Source organism: Vibrio sp. Evd11, from assembly GCF_900382755.1.
In the GTDB taxonomy this organism is placed as follows: Bacteria; Pseudomonadota; Gammaproteobacteria; order Enterobacterales; family Vibrionaceae; genus Vibrio; species Vibrio lentus.
Map to the genome: position 1 here is coordinate 91,915 of NZ_OSDX01000001.1, position 23,072 is coordinate 114,986.

The 23,072-nt window shown below is 44.1% G+C and carries 24 protein-coding genes; 14 read left to right on the forward strand and 10 right to left on the reverse strand.

Annotation, left to right across the window (positions count from 1 at the left end; translation table 11 throughout):
* Positions 1-32 precede the first annotated feature (32 nt).
* Together ED652_RS00385 and tsaA are read right to left on the reverse strand one after the other, a co-directional pair.
* Positions 33-1,748, reverse strand: a complete 1,716-nt coding sequence (locus ED652_RS00385) for a proline--tRNA ligase (protein ID WP_122053183.1) — start codon at positions 1,746-1,748, stop codon at positions 33-35.
* Positions 1,749-1,849: 101 nt separating this feature from the next.
* Positions 1,850-2,545, reverse strand: coding sequence for a tRNA (N6-threonylcarbamoyladenosine(37)-N6)-methyltransferase TrmO (gene tsaA, locus ED652_RS00390; protein WP_122053184.1), 696 nt, complete (start codon positions 2,543-2,545; stop codon positions 1,850-1,852).
* 123 nt (positions 2,546-2,668) lie between these two features.
* On the opposite strand from tsaA, the gene ED652_RS00395 reads away from it, so the two are divergent.
* The 3 genes from ED652_RS00395 (at position 2,669) to ED652_RS00405 (ending at position 5,027) form a co-directional block, all read left to right on the forward strand.
* Positions 2,669-2,929 (forward strand): type B 50S ribosomal protein L31, encoded by a 261-nt coding sequence (locus tag ED652_RS00395; protein WP_054541634.1) that lies wholly within the window; start codon positions 2,669-2,671, stop codon positions 2,927-2,929.
* Positions 2,929-3,054, forward strand: a complete 126-nt coding sequence (gene ykgO, locus ED652_RS00400; RefSeq protein ID WP_010436457.1) for a type B 50S ribosomal protein L36 — start codon at positions 2,929-2,931, stop codon at positions 3,052-3,054. The genes ED652_RS00395 and ykgO overlap by 1 nt, the downstream gene beginning before the upstream one ends.
* Before the next feature lie 386 nt (positions 3,055-3,440).
* Positions 3,441-5,027 carry an AbgT family transporter gene (locus ED652_RS00405; RefSeq protein WP_029225911.1) on the forward strand — a complete coding sequence of 529 codons (1,587 nt, stop codon included), beginning with the start codon at positions 3,441-3,443 and terminating at the stop codon, positions 5,025-5,027.
* A 105-nt stretch (positions 5,028-5,132) separates the two neighbouring features.
* Here ED652_RS00405 and ED652_RS00410 read toward each other — a convergent pair whose 3' ends face one another.
* From ED652_RS00410 to ED652_RS00420, 3 genes are all read right to left on the reverse strand, one after another.
* Positions 5,133-5,873, reverse strand: coding sequence for a MipA/OmpV family protein (locus ED652_RS00410; protein WP_122053185.1), 741 nt, complete (start codon positions 5,871-5,873; stop codon positions 5,133-5,135).
* Positions 5,874-5,991: 118 nt separating this feature from the next.
* Positions 5,992-6,435 (reverse strand): YaiI/YqxD family protein, encoded by a 444-nt coding sequence (locus ED652_RS00415; protein ID WP_004734361.1) that lies wholly within the window; start codon positions 6,433-6,435, stop codon positions 5,992-5,994.
* An 86-nt stretch (positions 6,436-6,521) separates the two neighbouring features.
* On the reverse strand, positions 6,522-6,809 hold the full coding sequence (locus tag ED652_RS00420; RefSeq protein WP_108092865.1) for a hypothetical protein: 288 nt from the start codon (positions 6,807-6,809) through the stop codon (positions 6,522-6,524).
* 770 nt (positions 6,810-7,579) lie between these two features.
* Here ED652_RS00420 and ED652_RS00425 point away from each other — a divergent pair.
* Positions 7,580-8,098, forward strand: a complete 519-nt coding sequence (locus ED652_RS00425; protein WP_017095538.1) for a GNAT family N-acetyltransferase — start codon at positions 7,580-7,582, stop codon at positions 8,096-8,098.
* On the opposite strand, the gene ED652_RS00430 is transcribed toward ED652_RS00425, so the two are convergent.
* Together ED652_RS00430 and ED652_RS00435 are read right to left on the reverse strand one after the other, a co-directional pair.
* Complete coding sequence (locus tag ED652_RS00430) at positions 8,064-8,372, reverse strand: DUF3301 domain-containing protein (protein ID WP_122053186.1); 309 nt, start codon at positions 8,370-8,372, stop codon at positions 8,064-8,066. The two genes, ED652_RS00425 and ED652_RS00430, sit on opposite strands and share 35 nt — an antisense overlap.
* 101 nt (positions 8,373-8,473) lie before the next feature.
* Positions 8,474-9,514 carry a DUF3549 family protein gene (locus tag ED652_RS00435; RefSeq protein WP_122053187.1) on the reverse strand — a complete coding sequence of 347 codons (1,041 nt, stop codon included), beginning with the start codon at positions 9,512-9,514 and terminating at the stop codon, positions 8,474-8,476.
* 87 nt (positions 9,515-9,601) lie between these two features.
* Between ED652_RS00435 and ED652_RS00440 the strand changes: the two genes are divergently transcribed.
* The gene (locus ED652_RS00440) at positions 9,602-9,916 is read left to right on the forward strand and encodes a YqcC family protein (RefSeq protein ID WP_102314161.1); all 315 of its coding nucleotides are present in this window, start codon (positions 9,602-9,604) and stop codon (positions 9,914-9,916) included.
* Positions 9,916-10,665 carry a tRNA pseudouridine(65) synthase TruC gene (gene truC, locus ED652_RS00445; protein ID WP_122053188.1) on the forward strand — a complete coding sequence of 250 codons (750 nt, stop codon included), beginning with the start codon at positions 9,916-9,918 and terminating at the stop codon, positions 10,663-10,665. Before ED652_RS00440 ends, truC begins: the two co-directional genes overlap by 1 nt.
* Positions 10,666-10,807: 142 nt before the next feature.
* Here truC and ED652_RS00450 read toward each other — a convergent pair whose 3' ends face one another.
* The 3 genes from ED652_RS00450 to map all read right to left on the reverse strand — a co-directional run bounded on the left by ED652_RS00450 (position 10,808) and on the right by map (position 14,995).
* Positions 10,808-11,191: a DUF3461 family protein gene (locus tag ED652_RS00450; protein WP_017107178.1), complete on the reverse strand. Its 384-nt coding sequence runs from the start codon at positions 11,189-11,191 to the stop codon at positions 10,808-10,810.
* Positions 11,192-11,355: 164 nt separating this feature from the next.
* Positions 11,356-13,977: a bifunctional uridylyltransferase/uridylyl-removing protein GlnD gene (gene glnD / locus ED652_RS00455; RefSeq protein WP_065110910.1), complete on the reverse strand. Its 2,622-nt coding sequence runs from the start codon at positions 13,975-13,977 to the stop codon at positions 11,356-11,358.
* Between the two features lie 139 nt (positions 13,978-14,116).
* Positions 14,117-14,995, reverse strand: coding sequence for a type I methionyl aminopeptidase (gene map, locus ED652_RS00460; RefSeq protein ID WP_017110387.1), 879 nt, complete (start codon positions 14,993-14,995; stop codon positions 14,117-14,119).
* Between the two features lie 458 nt (positions 14,996-15,453).
* Between map and rpsB the strand changes: the two genes are divergently transcribed.
* The 8 genes from rpsB (at position 15,454) to rseP (ending at position 23,036) form a co-directional block, all read left to right on the forward strand.
* Complete coding sequence (rpsB, locus tag ED652_RS00465) at positions 15,454-16,185, forward strand: 30S ribosomal protein S2 (RefSeq protein ID WP_032500394.1); 732 nt, start codon at positions 15,454-15,456, stop codon at positions 16,183-16,185.
* Between the two features lie 138 nt (positions 16,186-16,323).
* Positions 16,324-17,169 (forward strand): translation elongation factor Ts, encoded by an 846-nt coding sequence (tsf, locus tag ED652_RS00470; protein ID WP_017107181.1) that lies wholly within the window; start codon positions 16,324-16,326, stop codon positions 17,167-17,169.
* Positions 17,170-17,326: 157 nt separating this feature from the next.
* Positions 17,327-18,058, forward strand: coding sequence for a UMP kinase (gene pyrH / locus ED652_RS00475; protein ID WP_009847418.1), 732 nt, complete (start codon positions 17,327-17,329; stop codon positions 18,056-18,058).
* Between the two features lie 97 nt (positions 18,059-18,155).
* Entirely contained in the window at positions 18,156-18,713 is a 558-nt protein-coding gene (gene frr, locus ED652_RS00480) for a ribosome recycling factor (RefSeq protein ID WP_029225913.1), read from the forward strand.
* A gap of 98 nt (positions 18,714-18,811) precedes the next feature.
* Positions 18,812-19,564, forward strand: coding sequence for an isoprenyl transferase (locus ED652_RS00485; protein ID WP_102314158.1), 753 nt, complete (start codon positions 18,812-18,814; stop codon positions 19,562-19,564).
* A gap of 15 nt (positions 19,565-19,579) precedes the next feature.
* On the forward strand, positions 19,580-20,422 hold the full coding sequence (locus tag ED652_RS00490; protein ID WP_017110385.1) for a phosphatidate cytidylyltransferase: 843 nt from the start codon (positions 19,580-19,582) through the stop codon (positions 20,420-20,422).
* A gap of 50 nt (positions 20,423-20,472) precedes the next feature.
* Positions 20,473-21,681 (forward strand): 1-deoxy-D-xylulose-5-phosphate reductoisomerase, encoded by a 1,209-nt coding sequence (gene ispC, locus ED652_RS00495; RefSeq protein ID WP_122053189.1) that lies wholly within the window; start codon positions 20,473-20,475, stop codon positions 21,679-21,681.
* On the forward strand, positions 21,678-23,036 hold the full coding sequence (rseP, locus tag ED652_RS00500) for a sigma E protease regulator RseP (RefSeq protein ID WP_122053190.1): 1,359 nt from the start codon (positions 21,678-21,680) through the stop codon (positions 23,034-23,036). Before ispC ends, rseP begins: the two co-directional genes overlap by 4 nt.
* The last annotated feature ends 36 nt before the right edge of the window (positions 23,037-23,072 follow it).

Here is a 23,072-nt window from a genome sequence, read left to right on the forward strand (position 1 = left end):
CTATCAGCTTGCAAGCACAAGCAATCGGATGATTAAGCTAGTTGAGCTTTAAGGTGCTCGATAACCGTGTCCATTGCGATAGCTTCTTTATCACCAGTACGACGGTTTTTGTATTCGAAGTTACCTTCGTCCATGCTGCGATCACCGATAACGATAGTGTGAGGGATACCCACTAGCTCGATATCTTTAAACATAACACCTGGGCGCTCTTTACGGTCATCAAATAGTACTTCGATTCCCATAGCCGTTAATTCAGCGTATAGCTTCTCAGCTGCTTCTTTAACGCGCTCAGATTTGTGCATGTTCATTGGTACGATAGCAACTTGGAATGGTGCTAGTGCGTCTGGCCAAGTGATACCGAACTTATCGTGGTTTTGTTCGATAGCTGATGCAACAACACGTGAAACACCGATACCGTAACAACCCATTTCTAGGATTACGCTCTTACCATCAGGACCAAGCACGTTACAGTTCATTGCTTTCGAGTAAGTGTTACCTAGCTGGAAGATGTGACCAACTTCGATACCGCGCTTAAGTTGGATGGTACCTTGACCACATGGGCTAAGGTCGCCTTCAACTACGTTACGTAGGTCTTCAACTTGAGCAAGCTCAACGTCACGACCCCAGTTAATACCGAAGTAGTGCTTACCGTCTACGTTTGCACCAGCACCGAAGTCGCTCATTACAGCAACAGAGCGGTCAACGATGAATGGTAGCTCTAGACCAACAGGGCCAAGTGAACCAGGACCTGCACCAACAAGTGCACGGATTTCTTCTTCAGAAGCCATCTCTAGTGGAGAAGCAACCTGTGGAAGGTTCTCTGTTTTCACTTCGTTAAGCTCGTGGTCGCCACGGATGATTAGCGCGATGATATCAGCGTCTACTTCATTAGAAGCTTTAACGAATAGAGTCTTAACTGTCTTCTCGATTGCTAGACCGTGTTGCTCTACAAGTTCTGCGATTGTTTTTGCGTTTGGCGTATCAACCAGTTCCATCTCTTGAGTTGGCGCTGCAACTTCTTCAGTAGGAGCTAGTGCTTCTGCTTTCTCGATGTTCGCTGCGTAATCAGATTCTGAAGAGAATGCGATTAGGTCTTCGCCGCTTTCAGCAAGAACGTGGAACTCTTGAGAGCCGCTGCCACCGATTGCGCCAGAGTCTGCCAATACTGGACGGTACTCAAGACCCATGCGGTCGAATGCTTTACAGTAAGCATCGTGCATCGCTTGGTAAGACTTTTCTAAGCCTTCTTTATCGATATCAAAGCTGTACGCATCCATCATAGAGAATTCACGTGCACGCATTACGCCAAAACGAGGGCGGCGTTCATCACGGAATTTAGTCTGGATTTGGTACAGATTTAGAGGAAGCTGTTTGTAAGAGCTGATCTCGTTACGTACTAGGCTCGTTACCACTTCTTCTGCTGTTGGGCTAAGAACAAACGGACGAGAATGACGGTCTGTGAAACGAAGTAGCTCAGGACCCATCTTTTCAGAACGACCAGTCTCTTCCCAAAGCTCAAACGGTTGAACTACGGGCATCAAGATTTCAACGGCACCTGCATTATCGATCTCTTGGCGAACGATATTTTCGACTTTACGCAGTACACGTAGACCAGTAGGTAGCCAAGTATATAAACCTGAAGCTAGCTTACGGATCATACCTGCACGTAGCATCAGCTGGTGGCTGATAACTTCTGCGTCGTTTGGAGTCTCTTTCAGAGTAGAAAGAAGGTAGTTACTGGTACGCATTCTATGGTATCCGTTTCATCATTGATAAAAGAAAATTTGCTGCAGTTAGTGACGACAGCAAATCTGATATAGCCGCATATAATATCAGCCTATTTGGGATCTCAAAAGCGTTCAATGTCGGTAACATTGATGAAAAGCGTTTCAACAACGAATTTCACGTTAAGATCGAACAAATTTACCGCATATTCTTTACTGTCTGGCTTACCTTTCTTATAGGCGGGGCGTGGATCTTGGCCTAACACTTCTTTGATCACCTGAATGATATGGCGCGCCTGTGGGTGACCAGACAGCTTACTTTGAGCTTGCTGCGAGAAGTTTACATCTAACACTTCAGGTTCATCGGCAGCAAACCCTCCTAGTGCATCGGGAATCGAATCCGAGTAGGGGATATAAGGTTTGATGTCGATGATAGGTGTGCCGTCAACGAGATCAACACTGCCCAAGTCCAACCAAGTTTGTCCCTTTTCTTGAGATACACCTTTAAGCTCAACCGCAGACATGCCTATTCCATTCGGTCTAAAGGTGGCACGCGATGCGAAGACACCAATGCGTTCATTACCGCCAAGGCGAGGGGGTCTCACTGTTGGTTTCCAGCCGGCTTCAAGGTTCTTATCGAACAGAAACAACAACCATACGTGACTAAATTGCTCAATATCACGAACAGACTCAAGACAGTTTGCTGCGTCAACCAGCCTAACTCTTGAGGTAGAAGTGGGTACTAACCTAGGCTGTCTTGGTACCGCGAACTTCTCTTTATAAGGAGACTCAATAAAGCCAACAGGTTCAATGGTGTACATAGCAAGGTGTTCTCTGGTTTCAGTTAAGACGGAAAAATATCATAAAATCACTTGTTTTTCTTTTGATAATAATTATCATTTGGGATGTTATAACATATCAATTTAATTATTTAGGGAAATACAATGAAACCGAATATCCACCCTGACTACCGCACAGTGGTGTTCCATGACACCAGCGTTGATGAGTACTTCTTAATAGGCTCTACGCTGAAAACAGACCGCACTATCGAATGGGAAGATGGCAATACTTATCCTTATTTCACGATTGAAGTATCTGCAAAATCGCATCCTTTCTATACGGGTAAACAGAGAGTGCTTCATAAAGAGGGACGTGTTGCTAACTTTACTCGTCGCTTTGGTCAATTAGGTAAGGGAGCTAAATAATGAAAGTTGTTAAATCACTTAAAAGTGCGAAAAGCCGTCACCCAGATTGCCAGATCGTTAAGCGCAGAGGGCGTCATTATGTGATCTGCAAATCCAATCCAAGATTTAAAGCGGTTCAAAAATAACCGTCAATATGATGTGACGCGTGTGTAAAAACGAGGGGAAAGTCAAACTTCATTCATTTGCCTGTTTTTCTTTTCCTTCGAGCGGAACCTTGGCCAATATAGAATCCTCCTTTAGAGTATGGTGTGTTTTATTTTCATGTGAATCAATGAGTTATATTGTCAGTCATATTTGTAGTGAATGCTTGTTTGTGAATTATAAATCTATCTTTTGTATTTAATATAGATTTATTTGCTAATTAATTGTTCAAATAGAGTTAAAAATCGTCGTTTGTTACACATTTTGTAACATTTTGAATTTCTAATTGATAATTTTGTCGCGTACTCTGCGCTGGCAATTTGAACATTTTTGTCACAATTGCACAGGAATCACTACAAGGAGGGAACTGATGAGTTCATCAGCTTCAATAAAAAACAACTCGCCAAAGAAACCTATTTTTACCCGCTTTCTCGATGGCGTTGAATATTTGGGGAACCTTTTACCCCACCCAATCACTCTTTTCGCAATCTTCTGTGTCGCAATCCTAGTTTCTTCAGGAATTGCTGGTTACTTCGAAGTATCTGTAATGGATCCTCGCCCAGAAGGTGCTAGCGGTCGTGCTGCTGATGGCATGATCCACGTTGTAAGCTTACTTAATGCTGAAGGCTTACAACTCATCGTAACTAATCTAGTTAAGAACTTTGTTGGCTTTGCGCCACTTGGTACCGTGCTTGTTGCAATGCTAGGTGTTGCGATTGCTGAACACTCAGGTCTATTATCTGCGGCAATGCGCGGCATGGTAATGGGCGCATCTCAGCGCATGGTTACTGTAACCGTGGTATTTGCCGGTATTATCTCTAACACGGCTTCAGAGCTAGGTTACGTAGTACTTATCCCTCTTGCTGCAATGCTTTTCCACTCATTGGGTCGTCACCCATTAGCAGGTCTAGCGGCAGCATTTGCTGGTGTATCTGGTGGTTATTCTGCAAACCTACTTATCGGTACGGTTGATCCACTGCTTTCTGGTATTACAGAAACAGCGGCACAAATGCTTGATCCTTCTTACTCTGTTGGCCCTGAATCAAACTGGTACTTCATGTTTGTTTCGACCTTCTTTATCTCGATTGCCGGTGCATTGGTAACAGAGAAGATTGTTGAACCTAAGTTAGGTAAATACAACGATGAAGACGCATCTGAAGATCTTTCAAATGACTCAATGGGTAAGCTTACTGCTATTGAGAAGAAAGGCCTTAAACTAGCAGGTGTTGCTGTATTAATCGTGAGCGCACTTTTAGCTTGGACTGTGGTTCCGGCTGACGGTGTTCTGCGTTCAGAGGCAGGTACGATTTCAGGTTCTCCATTCCTGAAAAGTATCGTCGCGTTTATCTTTGTATTCTTTGCTATTCCTGGTTTTGTTTACGGCAAAGTTACTGGTTCAATGAAGAATGACCGTGATGTGATTAATGCAATGGCAACGTCTATGTCTTCAATGGGCATGTACATTGTTCTTGTATTCTTTGCTGCGCAGTTTGTTGCTTTCTTTAAGTGGACGAACTTCGGTCAAGTGGTCGCTGTAGGCGGCGCAACATTCCTTCAGGATATTGGCCTAACGGGTCCAATGTTGTTCTTCGCATTCATCCTAATGTGTGGCTTCATTAACCTGATGATCGGTTCAGCTTCTGCACAGTGGGCAGTAACAGCGCCAATCTTCGTTCCAATGTTGATGCTAGTAGGCTACGCACCGGAAACGATTCAAGCGGCTTACCGTATCGGTGATTCAACAACGAACATCATTACACCAATGATGAGCTACTTCGGTCTTATCCTTGCCGTAGCAACTCGCTACATGAAGAACCTAGGTATCGGTACACTGATCGCGACAATGTTGCCTTACTCAATGGTATTCATGTTCGGTTGGAGCATCTTGTTCTACCTATGGGTATTCGTATTTGGTCTACCAGTAGGTCCTGGTGCTGCAACGTACTACACGCCTTAGTGAACGGTGATAGGCGAACATTTCGATTCGCTTATTAACTGAATAAAAGACGATATACCAAAGAGCCTGCATTGATGCAGGCTCTTTTTGTTTGAGTCAGTAAACTTACAATCCCGCAAACCGATAGGTAACCCCTAGTTCGAATGACCAGCCCACATCTCGTTGTATCAACGCGCTGTCGCTGTCATGATGAATTAGGTCTGCTCGAGCGATACCAATCCAAGTTGGCGTGAACTCATAAAGCCCGATTAGCCCTGCTTGATAAACAAACGTCGACCCCGCATCAAACTGATTTAACCCTGAGGCAGAAGATTCGGTGTTAGAAATACCATACAGGTGATTGGACAGTTTCTTATCACGATAATCGACTTCTAGGTAGGGCGTAATGGTGAATGGTTGCGTCCAGGTTTCTAATGTTCTGCCTAAGTGAAGCTGAACTTCGTAGCCGTTATGTTCTGAAGTCACATCGTGTAAGTAGGTAAGGCGTGCGCCTACCGTTCCTAAGGTTATCCCCAGCTCTCCATTACCATCTCTGTCTTGAATGCCGTTAGGTAGATCCACAAAAGTGTCTGACACTTCAGCAAAGCGCCAATTTCCAGATAATCCTACGTAGGGCAGCAGTTGCCAATTGGCTAAGCTACCATCGATAAAGCCTTTTGGACCTGAATAGAATAGGTTGGGTGTCGCGCCAAATTGAGGGGTAGTTTTAGTCGAGAAAACACTTTCACCATAGGTGATGCTGCCTCCGATGATTCCGTACTCTTGATCAGCAAAGTCTTCATCAGCAAAAGAAAGTTGGGTGCTGCCAAAAACAATGGATAGCGAGAGGGCGATTCGACAAATCATAAGCAATACTCCGTTATTGTAATAAATATCAAGAACGGAGTATGTCGATTAAAATTTCATCGGGGCTGTATCGACTAAGTGACGACTTCAAAAGTTGTCGTCATTAGAAAGGCTGTGATTAGCGCTTTGCTAATAGGCGATCGAGGTGGTTTGCGAACTCACGACGGTCGGTTTGAGAAAGAGTGCTTGGTCCGCCAGTTTGAATACCACTTGAACGCATAGTATCCATAAAGTCACGAATGTTGAGACGCGCTTTAATGGTCTCTTTGGTGTAAAGCTCGCCGCGAGAACTTAAAGCAAGCGCACCTTTGGTGATCACTTCATCCGCCAGAGGAATGTCAGAGGTAATCACCAGATCACCGGGTTCAGTGCGTTTTACGATTTCATCATCTGCAATATCAAATCCGCTTGGGACTTGAATTGAGTGAATGTTATTACGCTTGGGAACGGGAACCAAATGGTTTGCGACAAAGGTACATTCGACCCCTGTGCGTTCAGCTGCGCGTACGATTGTTTCTCGGATAACCTTGGGACAAGCGTCCGCATCAACCCATATCTTCATAGTGTTCTATTTCTCTGTTAGCTTATTTATCGGTCAACTTATTGCTCAGTTGCCTTATTGACCAGTTAGCTTATTGTTCCGTTAACTTATTGATCAGTTAACTTGGCTTCTAGCGTGGCAACGCGAGCGGTAAGTTCAAGGATTTGCTTTTCCAGTTGGCTAACACGATCAAGTGCTGGCTCTGCTTGTGTCGCGACTTCCACTTTAGGTACGCGATTCGCACTTTTCCAGCTCTTGATGGTTGTAATCAAAGCTGGCATTGGAACGGATGTACTCATACGAGCTTTCACTAAAGCAACAGTTGGCTCTTTCCCTTGTGCTTGCAGTCCTTCAAGCACTGATTTCAACTCTTCAGACACATCTTTTGTCAGCATGTTGACCTCCATTTTTAGTATTTGGTCATTTTACTCGCTCCAGTGAATGATAGCGAATCATAAAACAGCCCATCGCGTGTGAGAGATCTCTTACAAAGGCTGTGAGATAACACAAATAGTTCTCTAGAGAGATTGATATGCATATGGTTAAGTTTTTGAATTTTAATTGTTTTATATAATTAACAACTTTATTGAATTCAAAATGTGATGCAAATCTATTGTCCGAAATCTTAAATCGCGTAAATTAAACCTTGTCGGAAGGATTCTGACACGGAACAGGAAAGCACCAAGGATTTGGTTATCTTCAGGATGAAGATTTGGTTACTTAGGATTGAGTAGTCAAGCATGGAGCGTAAGGACATTGTAGGGATACAGTCAGTTAACAGGAAGTTAGCTGCAACGGAATGACAATGGACACCTTTAGGATTTAAAGGGTTGGATTAGCATCAGGATGATGTAAAGGACACCGCTCACGGAACAAGTGATGTGCGCTAACTAGGATTGTTAGCTTTCAGGATGATTGGACACCGCTAGGATGGCGAAGTAAAGGAAAGAGCTGAAGGATTACAGTCACTATTATGGATGATGCATGGAGCATTTATTAGTAGCCGGACTGCTGCGAGTAAGACCCTAGCCCTGACACTTCGGTGTCGGGGCTTTTCTTTTCCTGAGGCTTTTTCTTTATCTAGGGGCTCTCTTTAATTCAAGATCTTTTTATCTAAGTACGTGACATCTGCTTTTCTGCTAATGGTCAACACAAGGAGTGTTTTATGACGATAGCAACCTCAAGAACGTTGTTGGTACCTTATACCGAACAGCTACAACACGACTTTATCAAGTTGAATTGTTGCCCCATTAATCGTGCTGAAATGAACGGGCCGCATTCTATTGCCTCTGCAAAACACTTATTTCAAGAAATACTGAACGACAACGTTGGTTTTTGCCGAGCAATTATCCACAACCAAACCCGCGAATACCTCGGGCATTTGTTTGTTTCGTCTGAAGAAGGGAAGCATGAACTGGGATTTATTCTGGACAAGGAATTTTGGAATCAAGGCCTTGCTAGTGAAGTGCTAAAACCTTTCTTTAGTTTGGTCTGTTTTGAAGAACACCTAACGAATGTAGTTGCGACCGTGAATGTTGGTCACAACCCATCGATTAAGTTATTAGAAAAACTAGGCTTTGCATTTAAAGAGACCAAACAAGATCAGTTTGGCCCTTATCATGAATATAGTTATACCGCGTATTGCGACGTTACATTCTATGAGGCTGTAGCTCAAACCGCATAGAGCGAAAACCCACCATGGTCAGTTTTCCTTGGTACAGGTCGTCACCTAACGCCGAAAATTCAAAATGGTACACAGTATGCCAGCGACAAATGGTCGTGAGTTCATGGCGCATCTTAAGTTTATGACCGTTGAAGGCGACACTTAATAATTGTAGGTCGAGCTCTTTACACTTTCTCGCAATGGCAGCTTTCGCAAGCTCGGATTGCCTGCGCTGCTGCCAAAACAGAAAGCAAAAGAAGCACAGAAGCAAAATAGCCAATAAGTTATCTATCATTTAATCCATACTTCCTTTTAATCACTCTCTTCCAATCGTAATTTTGAGCTTGTGTTAACGAGCTACAGATCTAGCTCGCTTTTGAGTTAGTCATCAGTCAATTATTGAGACTTAGCCGCTTGTTGTAACTCAATCAATGCGTTTGCGAGCTCAGGTGATGGGTTCGAATTCAACAAGGGTAAAAATACCATTCTTAGTGTTGGAATCATCACTAAATCTGCAAATAACTGATTAAACAGGTTTTGATTGCCCGTTTGTGCGAGACGCAACAAGAATTGTTCAGCAATCGCAGGGTCTTGTAGCGCATGCCAGCTACGACCCGCTAAACCAATCAACACTTCTTGGTGGCTCAAGCGTGGACTAGCGAGAACTTGGTTAATGATGTTATTCGCGATCCCTTGTTCTGCACCGGAAAGGGCACGAACTAAAGCTGAAAGTAAGAACAAGTCAGGCTCTTTGCTTGCGATTTCATTCTCTGCAAGCTCTTGTAAGCGTTGCGCGAGTTTGTCATTGATTTGTGTATGCTCAAGCGCACCTAGCGTCGCGTATAGCGGTTCTGATGGCAGCTTATTGATGGCTTTACGAATCGCAACACCGTTTTGTTGGTTACCTAAACGCGCACACATATCAGTGATGCCTTGTAGTCCAACTGTTTTCCAGTTATCCCAACCAAGCTCACCCGTGAAGTAATGCTGAGCGTGCTCGTAATATTGGCTCGTCGCAAGGTCTAAGCCTGCTCTGACTTGGCTATGGAATACGGCCATTTTGTCTTCAGAAGGCTTGAAGGTATATGGGTTGTTTGACAGCTTTTGTTGTTGCTCTTCGCTGATATCACCGTTCAAACGCGTGCCCATTGCTTCGATAACAAACTTAAGAAAATTACCCACATCCCCTTGATGCAGTAAGCCTCTTTCATCGAGTTTGAATTTTAGGAACCAGATCCAAGGCTGCTTGTGTTCGTTCCAGTAGCTAATCGCTAAGTGAGCTTGTTTTTGAAGTGGAAACGGGTATGGCTGTTTCCCCTGCTCAACATCAGAGAATAGGGTGTTGTCGATCTTCTGGATACGACGACCGAGGTCGTAGATATCGTATTGGCAACCGCTATTCTTTAGCAACTGAGTGAGCGTGTGAATCGTTTCCATAGTAATAAAGCTCCTAACTTTCTTTCCTAAATAGATGGTACTCTATGCCCCAATTTCAAGGTCACTAGATAAATAACTTGGTGAAAAATGACAGCAGCCACAAAGTTACCTCTTTTACTTCAACAATTAGAACAACAAATGCGCCAATGTTCTCTATGGAGTGCTCTTCCGCCTTCGGATGAAGCTCTGGCGAGCGTTGAACCTTTCGCTATTGATTCGCTACAACCTGAAGAGTGGTTGCAGTGGATCTTCATCGTTAAGATCAATGCAATGATGGATGCACAAATGAGCCTACCTAAAGGCTTTGCTATTCATCCTTATTTTGGTGAAGTGTGGAAAAATGAGGCAGAGAAAGCGGAATTGCTAGTGACGATTCTGAGCATTGATGAGGTATGCGCGTAATGTTAGAGATCATTTATCAAGATGAGTATTTTGTCGCGGTGAATAAGCCTGCGGGTATGCTAGTGCATCGCTCATGGTTGGATAAACACGAGACTCAGTTTGTGATGCAGACTCTGCGCGACCAAATTGGCCAGCACGTCTTTCCTCTGCATCGTTTAGACCGACCTACATCTGGTGTGTTGGTGTTTGCACTGTCGAGTGAGGTTGCCTCTGAGGTGATGCCGATGTTCGCCAACCACGAGATGCAAAAAACCTATCATGCGATTGTGCGTGGGTGGATAGAAGAGGGCGATACGCTTGATTATGCGCTTAAGGTTGAACTGGATAAGATCGCCGATAAGTTCGCGAAAGAAGACAAAGAACCACAAGAAGCCGTCACCGTTTACGAGCCGTTAGCGAAAGTCGAAGTGCCGTATTCAACAGGCCGTTTTCCTACCAGTCGTTACTGCTTAGTTGAGATGATGCCAAAGACAGGACGTAAACATCAACTGCGTCGTCATATGGCTCACCTAAGACACCCGATTGTCGGCGATACTTCACATGGTGATGGTAAACATAACCGATTGTTTCGTGATGATTTAGACTCGCACCGTCTGTTACTGCATGCTTCTGAATTGCGCTTCATCCATCCTTTCACTAAAGAAGAATTGGTGATGAAGGCCAACCTAGATGAAACGTGGTTAAGGTTATTTGAAACCTTTGAGTGGGATACCAACTTAGTGAATGCTGAAGCATGTTTGTCTAAGTAAACGCACACGTGCCTAGTCAACGTAGACAATAGAAAAAATAAAGGGCTGATAGTGATATCAGCCCTTTTTAATGTCTGTGCAATTTGTACGGGTAACTAGTATTTAGGTGTAAACCGTACATAGCTAACCGCGAACCGCGGGATCATTTTAGCTTTTCTAGATCCGCTTCGATCTCTGCGATCTTACTCGATACCACTTTCTCTAGGTGACGCAAGTCAGTAAGAATTTTCTGTTTCACATCGACTTCTGCGGTTGGAATCGGCTTGGTGATCTTATTGAGCTCATCAATTACAAGTGTGAGATTACGGTTAATCTCGGTCACTTCTTTGTATTGATTGTTGCCACCGCTAACAAGCACACTTTTTACTTGTCGTGGATACTTAAACTTAACGCTTTTCGCGAACAGTTCGCCTTTCTGTTTACGGAAGTAAATCTTAAGAATATCTTTGTGAGCTTCTTGGCGAAGGGAGTAACGTTCAATCTGTTTAGGTTCGTGGATACCTAAGCCAGTGAGGTTTGGATACATAAGCGACCTCTAGTTTATGAATGTAATACTTTTATGTAATTGACTTGATCAATGTAGCAGCCTAACGACGAGCTAGATAGTTGATATATGGGAATTGATTGTAAGTTGTGGGCAAGATCGCTCTCTATCTTTACCCACACTTATCTGATGATTAGATTCTCTTTTTAGGGCGCAAGTTCCGAAACATGCTCAGTCAATCTTTCTCTTAGCGCTTGTTCCTGCTCTTCAGATAGCCTTCCTCCCGCTTCACTTGTCAGAATAAACAAATCTTCTGCGCGTTCGCCGATGGTGGTAATTTTAGCGCCGTGCAAATTGATATCTAACTCAGCAAAGGTTGCACCAACTTGAGCCAGTAATCCCGGCGTGTCCAGGGCTCTGAGTTCCATCAAGGTGCGTTTCTTGCTCTTGGTCGGTAGGAATTCGACCAGAGTCTTTACCTTGAAGTGCTGCAAGTTACGTGGCGTTCTGCGCGTTCTAATTTTAGTTGGACGGCCATCAGCCAGAACGTGAGTCAAATGTTTAGCTACGGCTTTGTGTCTCGCTTCATCAATAGCTTCACCATGCTGATCGAGTACGATAAAGGTATCCAAAACATGGCCATCTTTACTGACCATAACCTGCGCGTCATGAACGTTGAAGTTGCGTCTATCAAGCTCAGCTACAACGGTCGCAAAAAGTGCGGCTTGGTCTTTACAATAAACAAACACCTCAGTACCGCCACGCGTCGCTTTCTTGCTGATCAAAACTAACGGTTGGCTTGGGTCTTCTAGACGAAGTAAGTGCTCACAGTGCCAAGCGATTTGCTTGTGCGTGTGACGTAAGAAGTAATCGGCTTTGAAACGTTGCCAAAGCACTTCAATCTCACGAGCGGTGAAGCCCTCTTTACGCAGTAGAGCTGATGCCATCTGCTGATTGTGACGAATACGGTCTCTGACATCGACGGGGTTTTCCAAGCCACGGCGCAGTGCTCGCTGTGTTGAGTGAAATAGCTCCGCTAACAGGGTGCGTTTCCAGCTGTTCCATAATTCAGGGTTAGTCGCACAGATGTCGGCGACGGTTAAGCACACCAGTAGCTCTAAGGATTCTTCATCGCGGACTTTTTTAGCAAACTCGGTAATCACATCAGGGTCGTAGATATCACGGCGTTGGGCGGTGACAGACATCAATAGGTGGTTCTGAACAAGCCATGCTACTTGCTTGGCTTCTGGCTTCGATAGCCCATGTTCAATACAAAAAGAGTAAGCTTCAACTGCGCCAATTTCCGAATGGTCACCCCCACGGCCTTTACCGATATCATGGAAGATAGCGGCGAGGATCAGCAGCTCTTTCTTCTGAACTCGCGGGTACACTTCACAACAAATTGGGTGCTTATCGTGGTTTTCAATTTGGTTAAAACGGTTGATGTGCTTGAGCAGACGAATACTGTGCTCATCCACGGTGTAGACATGGAACAGATCAAACTGCATTTGACCAACAATCTGACTCCATTGCGGTAAATAGGCCGATAACACGCCCAATTTATGCATTAGGCTAAAAGCTTTGTGCAGTGCATTTGGGTGGCGAACCAAGTCCATGAACTTGTCACGCGCTTCAGGAATGGTATGCAGGAAGCGGTTCAATCGACGACGTGCAGTACGCAGTTGTCGCAAGGTTGGTGGGCTTACCCCTTCGATGGAAGAGTCATTAGCGATATGGATAAACATATCGAGAATCGTTTCCGGACGAGCTTGGAATAGGGCAGGCTTACGCGCTTCGATCAGTGAGCCTCGACGTTGGAAGTCGTTGTCGAGAATCTCGGCTTCTTGCGTCTGACCACCATTGATGATCGCTTGGTCAAACAGTTTAAGCAGCATCTTGTTGAGCTCTGCGACACGACGAAGTGTTCGGTAGAACTCTTTCATCATCATTTCTACGCCGCGATTGCCTTCACCAGTATAACCAAGGTGTTCGGCTACTTGAGCCTGATGCGCGAAGGTAAGTCGGTTGTCGTAGCGGCGTAGTTCGATATGCAATGCAAAGCGAACGCGCCATAAGAAATCTTGGCATTCAACGAGCTCACGATATTCAGCATCGGTGAGGAATCCGTATTTGCTCATCTCCAGTAGAGATGTGGCACCAAAATGTCGACGCGCAACCCAACTCAGAGTGTGGATGTCTCTTAATCCACCGGGTGTTGATTTGATGTCCGGTTCTAGATTGTAGGTGGTGTCGTGGTAGCGAGCATGACGCTCTCTTTGTTCTTGAATTTTGGCTTTGTAAAAGGTCTCACTTGGCCAAAATGAATCGGAATGAATCTTTAGTTTCAGCTCTTGGAAGGTGTCTTCACTGCCACACAGTAAGCGCGACTCTTGCAGGTTAGTTGCAACCGTTAAATCGTCACTACCAATCTCAATACATTCAGCAATGGTACGCACTGCGTGGCCAACTTCGAGTCTCAAATCCCAAAGTAGCGTGATGAACTGACTGACTTTTTCACCCAGTGCGGGAGGCAGCGTCTTTTGCGATACGATTAAGATATCAATGTCGGATAACGGGTGCAGTTCGCCGCGACCATAACCACCTACAGCGACTAACGCAATATGAGGCAGTTTGCTAAAACCAAAATGATCCCATAATCGGTTGAGGAGCAAATCCATATATTCAGAGCGTAGCAACACTAAGTCTGTCACTGGGTGATGATTGAGAAATTCATCTTTCTGATACTGCGTGAAGATTTCGAGTTGGTTTTTTAATTCGCAGATTTCAATTTGTTCGTCATTGAACGTAATAGGGCATTGATAAGGCATAGTCTGCTATCCGTGCAAGCAAATGAGAGTATTTAACAATTTAACAGAAGGTGATGGAAAATCGAAATTACGTAGATAAAAAATATCCCCGACAATGCGGGGATATTTTTAAAAGTCTGATTGTATTCAGCTTGTTGAACTAAGCGTTCTTCATGATACGTGGAATCGTATCGTCGCTGCGTAGTGTTAGTACTTCACAACCTGTTTCCGTTACAACCAGTGTGTGTTCCCACTGTGCAGAGTTTTTGCTGTCTGCTGTGTACACTGTCCAGCTATCTTCGTCATCAAGACGGCAGCCAAACTTACCAGCATTGATCATTGGCTCGATTGTGAAACACATGCCAGCTTTCAGTACGGTACGGTCGCTGTTTTTGTAGTGAACCACTTGTGGATCTTCGTGGAATTCAGAACCGATGCCGTGGCCACAGTAATCTTTAACAATAGAGAACTTAGCGCGTGGGTTGTTCTTATTGTTGGTTTTGATGTACTTCTCGATAGCGGTACCGATTTGACCAAGCTGAACACCAGGTTTTACTTGGCGCATGCCTTCGTAAAGTGCTTCTTGAGCAACCATGCATAGACGTTTGTTTGCTGGAGAAACTTCACCCACAAGGAACATCTTAGATGTGTCACCGTGGTAGCCTTGTGGACGAGTGCTTAGGTCTGCATTTTCGTCATCAGGAACAATCACAGTGATATCAACGTTTAGAATATCGCCATCTTTCAATACCGCAGGTTTGAATTGACCTGTGCTACCCGTCTCATCTTGTGATGCTGGAATACCGTGACACACGATGTGGTTGATAGACGTACAGATTGACTTAGGGAAACCGTGGTAATCAAGTGGTGCTGAGTATGCGCCTCTTTCTAGAGCGTACTCATGACAGATCTTATTCAGTTCTTCTGTCGTTGTACCTACTTGGATATGAGGTTCAATCATCTCTAGAATTTCAGAAGCCAGCTTGCCGGCAACGCGCATTTTCTCGATTTCTTCAGCAGTTTTAATTTTTACAGCCATTGCATATCTCTTAATTTGGTAGCACCTAAGTGTGCATATTGGGGCTATTCTAGCAGTGCAGCATTTTAGCGCAACATTCTGATACCCATATAATGCTGGTGGATACTACTAAGCGTGATTGAATAGTGTTCAACTTTAAGCCGATAGCCTCTTGCGTTATTGGTACTATTTATAAGAGAAATACAGCATCAAAGATCAGTATAGCAACCGCCATTTTTATATTTTTTTCTAGCCATAGATGGACAAAATATGGTATAAAGCGCGCCGGACATCAGGACTGTTTTCTCCAATTGGCGAAACAAGCTTCGTGTCCACTAACTTATATCTTTAAATCACACACATTCCGACACATGTTCCGGGGTGCCTCAACAACACAGATAACGGCTGAAAAAGTGGTTAGTTGTTAGGGGTCGGATTCATGGGGAGTGTGGAGGCCTAACCCCATAGAGGATTTTAAAATGGCAACTGTATCAATGCGCGATATGCTTAAAGCTGGTGTTCACTTCGGTCACCAAACTCGTTACTGGAACCCAAAAATGAAGCCATTCATCTTTGGTGCTCGTAGCAAGGTTCATATCATCAACCTAGAAAAAACTGTACCAATGTTCAACGAAGCTCTAGCTGAAATTGCTAAAGTTGGCGAGAAGAAAGGTAAAGTTCTTTTTGTTGGTACTAAGCGCGCTGCATCTGAAGCTGTTAAAGAAGCTGCTATCAACAGCAACCAGTTCTACGTTAACAACCGCTGGTTAGGCGGTATGCTAACGAACTACAAAACTGTTCGTCAGTCTATCAAGCGCCTGAAAGAACTTGAAGCGCAAGCTCAAGACGGTACTTTCGACAAGCTTACTAAGAAAGAAGCTCTAATGCGTACTCGTGAAATGGAGAAGCTAGAGAAATCTCTTGGTGGTATCAAGAACATGGGCGGCCTTCCAGACGCTCTATTCGTTATCGATGCTGATCACGAACACATCGCAGTTAAAGAAGCAAACAACCTAGGTATCCCAGTTTACGCTGTAGTTGATACTAACTCTAACCCAGACGGCGTTGACTTCGTTATCCCAGGTAACGATGATGCAATCCGTGCAGTACAGCTTTACCTAAACGCTGCTGCAGACGCGGTTAAAGAAGGTCGTAACAAAGATGTTGCTGCTGTAGCTGCTGAAAAAGACGGTTTTGTAGAAGCTGAATAATAGCGGCTCTGAGCCATATTTAGTTCATATTAAGCGGTCATAATCGATGGCTTAACGGACTGAATACAGTCAATATCAGGGGCCAATTAATTAGGCCCCTGTTTTTTATCTTTTTTAGAATTTACTAAGGAATAGAGAATGGCAACTGTAACTGCAGCTCTAGTTAAAGAACTTCGTGAACGCACTGCAGCGGGCATGATGGAATGTAAAAAAGCGCTTGTTGCTGCTGAAGGCGACATCGAGCTAGCAATTGAAAACATGCGTAAATCTGGCGCAGCGAAAGCAGCTAAAAAAGCTGGTAACGTTGCTGCAGAAGGCACAATCATCATTAAAGAAGAAGCTGGCGTTGCTGCTCTTCTTGAAGTGAACTGCCAAACTGATTTCGTAGCTAAAGATGCAGGTTTCCTTGCATTCGCTAACGAAGTTGCTGAAGCGGCTCTAGCTGAACGTCTAGACATCACTGCTCTTCAAGCTAAGTTTGAAGACGCACGTATCGCTCTAGTAACTAAGATCGGTGAGAACATCAGCATCCGTCGTGTTGAGCTTGTTGAAGGTGTTGCACTAGCTTCTTACCGTCACGGCGAGAAAATCGGTGTTGTTGTAGCTGGTGAAGGCGAAGCTGAAACGCTTAAGCACATCGCTATGCACGTTGCTGCTTCTAAGCCTGAGTACGTTAACCCATCTGACGTACCTGCTGACGTAGTAGAAAAAGAAAAAGCTGTTCAAGTAGAAATCGCTATGAACGAAGGCAAACCACAAGAGATCGCTGAGAAAATGGTTATCGGCCGTATGAAGAAATTCACGGGCGAAGTATCTCTTACTGGTCAAGCTTTCATCATGGAACCTAAGAAAACTGTTGCTGACATTCTTAAAGAGAAAGGCGCATCAGTTACTACCTTCGTTCGTTTAGAAGTTGGTGAAGGTATCGAGAAAGCTGCTGAAATGAGCTTCGCAGACGAAGTTGCAGCGGTACAACAAGGTTAATCCTTAGCGTATTGATTGAAAAAAAGACCGTGGCAAATGCTGCGGTCTTTTTATGAATAGTGAATTATTTTTGGCTTTTAGCTGTTATGAATGCGAACTGAGCTAATCAGTTTTTATCCATGACTGTTAATCATCAACTCTTTGGAAGGTAAACTCCATGACTACGAACCCTAAACCGGCGTATCAACGTATTCTGTTAAAACTTAGCGGTGAAGCACTACAAGGCGAAGAAGGTTTTGGTATTGACCCGACGATCCTTGATCGTATGGCTCAAGAAGTAAAAGAATTGGTTGAACTAGGTGTTCAAGTAGGTGTTGTTATCGGTGGCGGTAACCTTTTCCGTGGTGCAGGCCTTGCTGAAGCAGGTATGAACCGCGTTGTTGGTGACCACATGGGTATGCTTGCAACGGTAATGAACGGCCTTGCAATGCGTGACGCTCTACACCGTGCTTACGTAAACGCACGTGTAATGTCTGCAATCCCTCTTAAAGGTGTGTGTGACGATTACAACTGGGCAGATGCAATCAGCCAACTACGTCAAGGTCGCGTTGTGATCTTCTCTGCAGGTACTGGTAACCCATTCTTCACTACAGATTCTGCTGCGTGTCTACGTGGTATCGAAATTGAAGCTGACGTAGTTCTAAAAGCGACGAAAGTAGATGGTGTATTTACTGCTGACCCAGTAGCAAACCCAGACGCAGAGCTGTATGATACTTTGTCTTACAACACGATTCTTGAGAAAGAATTGAAAGTAATGGATTTGGCTGCATTTACGCTAGCACGTGATCACAAAATGCCAATCCGTGTATTTAACATGAATAAACCAGGCGCACTACGCCGCGTGGTTATGGGTGAAACTGAAGGTACATTAATCAGCGATGCTGACTAATTTTTCGGGCTTACTGAGGTTTACACTTTGGTAAGCTTATCCTTATCACTCCAAATAAAAAGCTTTCTTGAAGAAAGAACATAATCAAGGTGAAATTGTGATTAACGAAATCAAAAAAGACGCTCAAGAGCGCATGGTAAAAAGTGTTGATGCACTAAAAAACAGCCTGCAAAAGATTCGTACAGGTCGTGCACACCCGAGCCTACTTTCTGGTCTGACTGTTGAGTACTACGGTGCACCAACGCCTTTGACTCAAGTTGCTAACGTTATTGCTGAAGACGCACGTACTCTAGCGATCACTGTATTTGATAAAACACTGACGCCTCTTGTTGAAAAAGCAATCATGTCGTCTGACCTAGGCCTAAACCCTATGTCTGCTGGTACAGTTATCCGTGTTCCACTTCCACCGCTAACGGAAGAGCGTCGTAAAGACCTAGTTAAAATCGTTCGTGGCGAAGCTGAAGGTGGCCGTGTTGCTATCCGCAACATCCGTCGTGACGCGAATGGCGATCTTAAAGCACTTCTGAAAGACAAAGAAATTTCTGAAGATGAAGATCGTAAAGCACAAGACGAAATTCAAAAGCTAACTGACGTTGCTGTTAAGAACGTAGATGAAGTTCTAGCTACGAAAGAAAAAGAGTTGATGGAAGTTTAATTTCCCATATTCTTTACTTACTGGAAAAACGCTGTACTCACTGTTCAGCGTTTTTTTATGCTACTCTGTTCGACTATTAGAATTTGATTCACTCTTTTATGCATAATTCTCAAGCGTTCACAGACTCTCTTCCTAAACACATTGCTATCATTATGGATGGTAATGGCCGCTGGGCAAAAGCTCAGGGCAAGCCTCGCGTCTTTGGCCATAAAAACGGTGTTCAAGCCGTTCGAAAAACCATCTCTTCTGCTGCCAGACTTGGCATTAAAGCTGTTACACTTTTTGCATTTAGCAGCGAGAACTGGCGTCGACCAGAAGAAGAAGTCGGTATTTTGATGGAACTGTTTATCTCAGTCCTTTCTAGTGAAGTAAAAAAGCTTCATAAAAATAATCTACAACTTCGTGTTATTGGTGATAAAAGTCGTTTTAATGATCGACTACAAAAGAAGATAGAAGAAGCAGAAGCTTTGACTAGCGCTAATACCGGTATGGTTATCAATATTGCGGCTAACTACGGCGGTAAATGGGATATTCAGCAAGCAATGACCTCTATTGCTCAACAGGTAAAGTCTGGTGATATTAATGTAGAAGACATTGATGAAGCTATGATTACACAGCACCTAACAATGTCTGATATTCCTGAAGTTGATCTGCTGATTCGCACCAGTGGTGAATGTCGCATTAGCAACTTTATGCTTTGGCAATTGGCTTACGCTGAAATGTATTTCACTGAACAATTCTGGCCAGACTTTAATGAAGACAGCTTAGTCGAAGCTGTGACTTGGTTTGTAAACCGTGAGCGTCGTTTTGGATGCACGGGTGAGCAGATTAAAGCTCTGATGGACAGTTAATAAGGATTTTTTGGTTTGAAACAACGAATTATTACGGCGTTGATTTTGGCTCCCCTAGTTATTCTAGGTATTTTCGAGTTATCACTTCCCACATTTATACTTTCATTAGCGGTAATTACGTTATTGGGCTTTTGGGAGTGGACTCAGTTTGTTGAAAGCAAATCGCGTTACTTAGCGTTGATTCCAACGGTTGTGGTGAGTGCTGCCAGTTTTGCTTTTATCCCTTTTGATGCATTTAGCCTTAATCACCTTTCTAGTGCTCACTATGCCATTCTGAGTATTGGTTCGATTTGGTGGGTGATAGCGAGTGGTATGGCGGTGACTTATCCTAAGTCTATGCCTGCATGGAAAGACTCTTCTATTCTTAGACACGGCTTTGGGCTACTTACTCTGCTGCCATTCTTTTGGAGTGTGGTGATTTTGCGCGCTAACGGTATCGATGCGGATCCTTATCATGGTGCAAAGCTAGTGATGTTTGTTTGCTTGCTCGTGTGGGCCGCAGATAGCGGCGCATACTTTTCAGGTAAGAGCTTTGGTAAGCGTAAAATGGCGCCAGCGGTAAGCCCAAATAAGACGATTGAAGGTCTTATTGGCGGTATTATTACCGCGGTGATCGTGGCTTGGATCTTTGCTGATTTGTTTGATATCCAGTTTACCAGTCCTCTTCACATGATTGTTATCACCCTAGTGACGGTTGTTATCTCTGTTCTTGGTGACCTTGTTGAAAGCATGTTTAAGCGTGTTTCCGGGGTCAAAGACAGCAGTAATCTGATTCCTGGTCATGGTGGTATACTTGATAGAATAGATAGCTTAACGGCTGCATTCCCTGTCTTTGCTCTGCTTTATTTAGCATTCTAATAAAAAGGGCAGTGATTCTGCCCTTTATTACATTTCTACGGTCATATGCGATGCGAAATCTAACTATCCTTGGTGCTACAGGCTCTATCGGTGCAAGTACACTGAAAGTGGTCGAGAAAAACCCGACGCTCTATTCAGTTGTCGCACTAGCAGCAGGTTCGAATGTCGACAAGATGTTGGCGTTAGTTGAAAAGTGGAACCCTAGCTACGTAGCTATGGCGTGCCCAGATGCAGCGTCTCGATTAGCTGAAATTTTGTCTGCCAGTCATCCTAAAACAGAGGTGCTATCTGGCCCTGAAGGGGTGTGTCAGGTCGCTTCTTTAAAAGAAGTCGATACTGTGATGGCTGCGATTGTTGGAGCGGCAGGCCTGCTTCCTACTATGTCAGCAGTTAAAGCGGGCAAGCGTATCTTACTGGCTAACAAAGAAGCCTTAGTGATGTCAGGGCAGTTGTTCATCGACGCAGTCGAAAAATATGGTGCTGAGCTACTTCCTGTCGATAGTGAACACAATGCTATCTTTCAATGCCTACCGCAAAATGTACAAACCAATCTAGGTCGTTGTAATCTGGAAGAGAACGGTATCAACCATATTCTCTTGACGGGTTCTGGCGGCCCTTTCCGTTATACCGATGTTGCAGAGCTTGAATCCGTCACTCCTGAGCGTGCTATTGCACACCCTAACTGGTCAATGGGACCTAAGATCTCTGTTGATTCAGCAACGATGATGAATAAAGGCTTAGAGTACATTGAAGCTAAGTGGTTATTTAATGCCTCTAAAGAGCAACTCAAAGTTATTATCCACCCTCAGTCTGTGATTCATTCTATGGTTCAGTACAAAGATGGCTCGGTACTGGCTCAAATGGGTGAACCTGATATGGCGACGCCAATTGCTTTGACCATGTCTTACCCTGACCGTACTGAAGCGGGTGTGAAGCCGTTGGACTTTACTAAGGTTGGCGAACTGACATTCTTAGAGCCTGATTTAACTCGTTACCCATGCTTGAGATTAGCGATCGAAGCGTGCTACTTAGGTCAGCATGCGACAACAGCAATTAATGCGGCAAACGAAATTGCAGTCGATGCTTTCTTGAACAATCAAGTGAAGTTTACCGATATTGCTATCATTAACGAGCATGTTATGAGCAAAGTATGTGAACAATATAACTCTGAGGGCTTAGATAGCTTGGAAAGCCTTCTTGAGCTCGATAATATGTCTCGTCAAATAGCCATTCAATTTATTAAAGAGCAGCTAGCATGAGTGGAATTCTGTGGAACTTCGCATCTTTTATTGTAGCGCTTGGCATTCTGGTCGCTGTTCATGAATTTGGACACTTCTGGGTTGCTCGTCGTTGTGGTGTGAAAGTAGAAAAATTCTCGATTGGTTTTGGTAAATCAATCTGGAGTAAGATCGGCCGTGATGGTACTGAATACAGCTTGTCAGTGATTCCGCTGGGCGGCTACGTTAAGATGCTCGATGGGCGTGTTGACGACCTTTCTGAAGAAGAACAGCAATACGCTTTTGACAAGAAGCCATTGTGGAAACGTACGGCGATAGTGGGTGCAGGCCCAGCATTTAACTTTATCTTTGCAGTGTTTGCGTATTGGTTGGTTTTTTTGATCGGTGTACCAGCGGTTAAACCGGTGATAGGTGAAGTGACCCCTCAATCTATTGTTGCACAAGCCGGAATTGAAACTGGAATGGAACTTAAATCTATTTCAGGAATCAAAACCGCAGATTGGGAATCAGTTAATATGGGTTTGATATCACATATTGGTGATCAGTCCATGACCGTAACGGTTTCTTCTCAAGACGATATTGGTTTTGAGCAACAGATGACATTGGATATTTCAGACTGGTCGTTCAACCCAGAAACTGAGTCTGCAATGACAACGCTTGGTTTTAGACCGTATTCTCCAGAGATATCAACAGTGCTTGCTCAAGTCATTGATGATGGCGCTGCATACTCTGCGGGGCTAGAAGCCGGCGACAAAATTGTTGAGATTAATGGGCAGCCAATTGAACAGTGGCCGTCGGTTGTTGAGTTAATTCGCTCGAACCCGATGAAATCCATGAGCCTTATGGTACTTCGCAATGGTTCTGAGCAGTCGTTATCTATGACGCCCAAAAGTCGAGAGCTTTCTGATGGTTCTATAATCGGCTATGCGGGTATTGCTCCAGAAGTCGCAGAATGGCCAGAAGATTATCGCTTTGAGTTACAATTTGGTGTAATTGAGTCTGTAGGAAAAGCATTTGATAAAACAGGTCAAATCATTGGTTTGACGCTGACAATGCTCAAGAAGCTCATCGTTGGTGATGTCGGCTTAAACAACTTGAGTGGCCCGATTTCAATTGCTAAAGGTGCAGGTACAACCGCCGATTACGGTTTGGTTTACTTCTTAGGCTTTTTAGCTCTGATTAGTGTCAATTTGGGTATTATTAATTTGGTTCCGCTGCCTATGCTTGATGGCGGACATTTGCTCTTTTTCGCTATTGAGGCCATAACTCGTAAACCGGTTCCTGAAAAAATTCAGGAAATGGGATACAGAGTGGGAGGAGCAATCCTCTTCTCTTTGATGGCTCTGGCAATATTTAATGATTTTACTCGTCTGTGAATGGTTTCTCACAGGCATTGGTAGTAGCAAGGAATA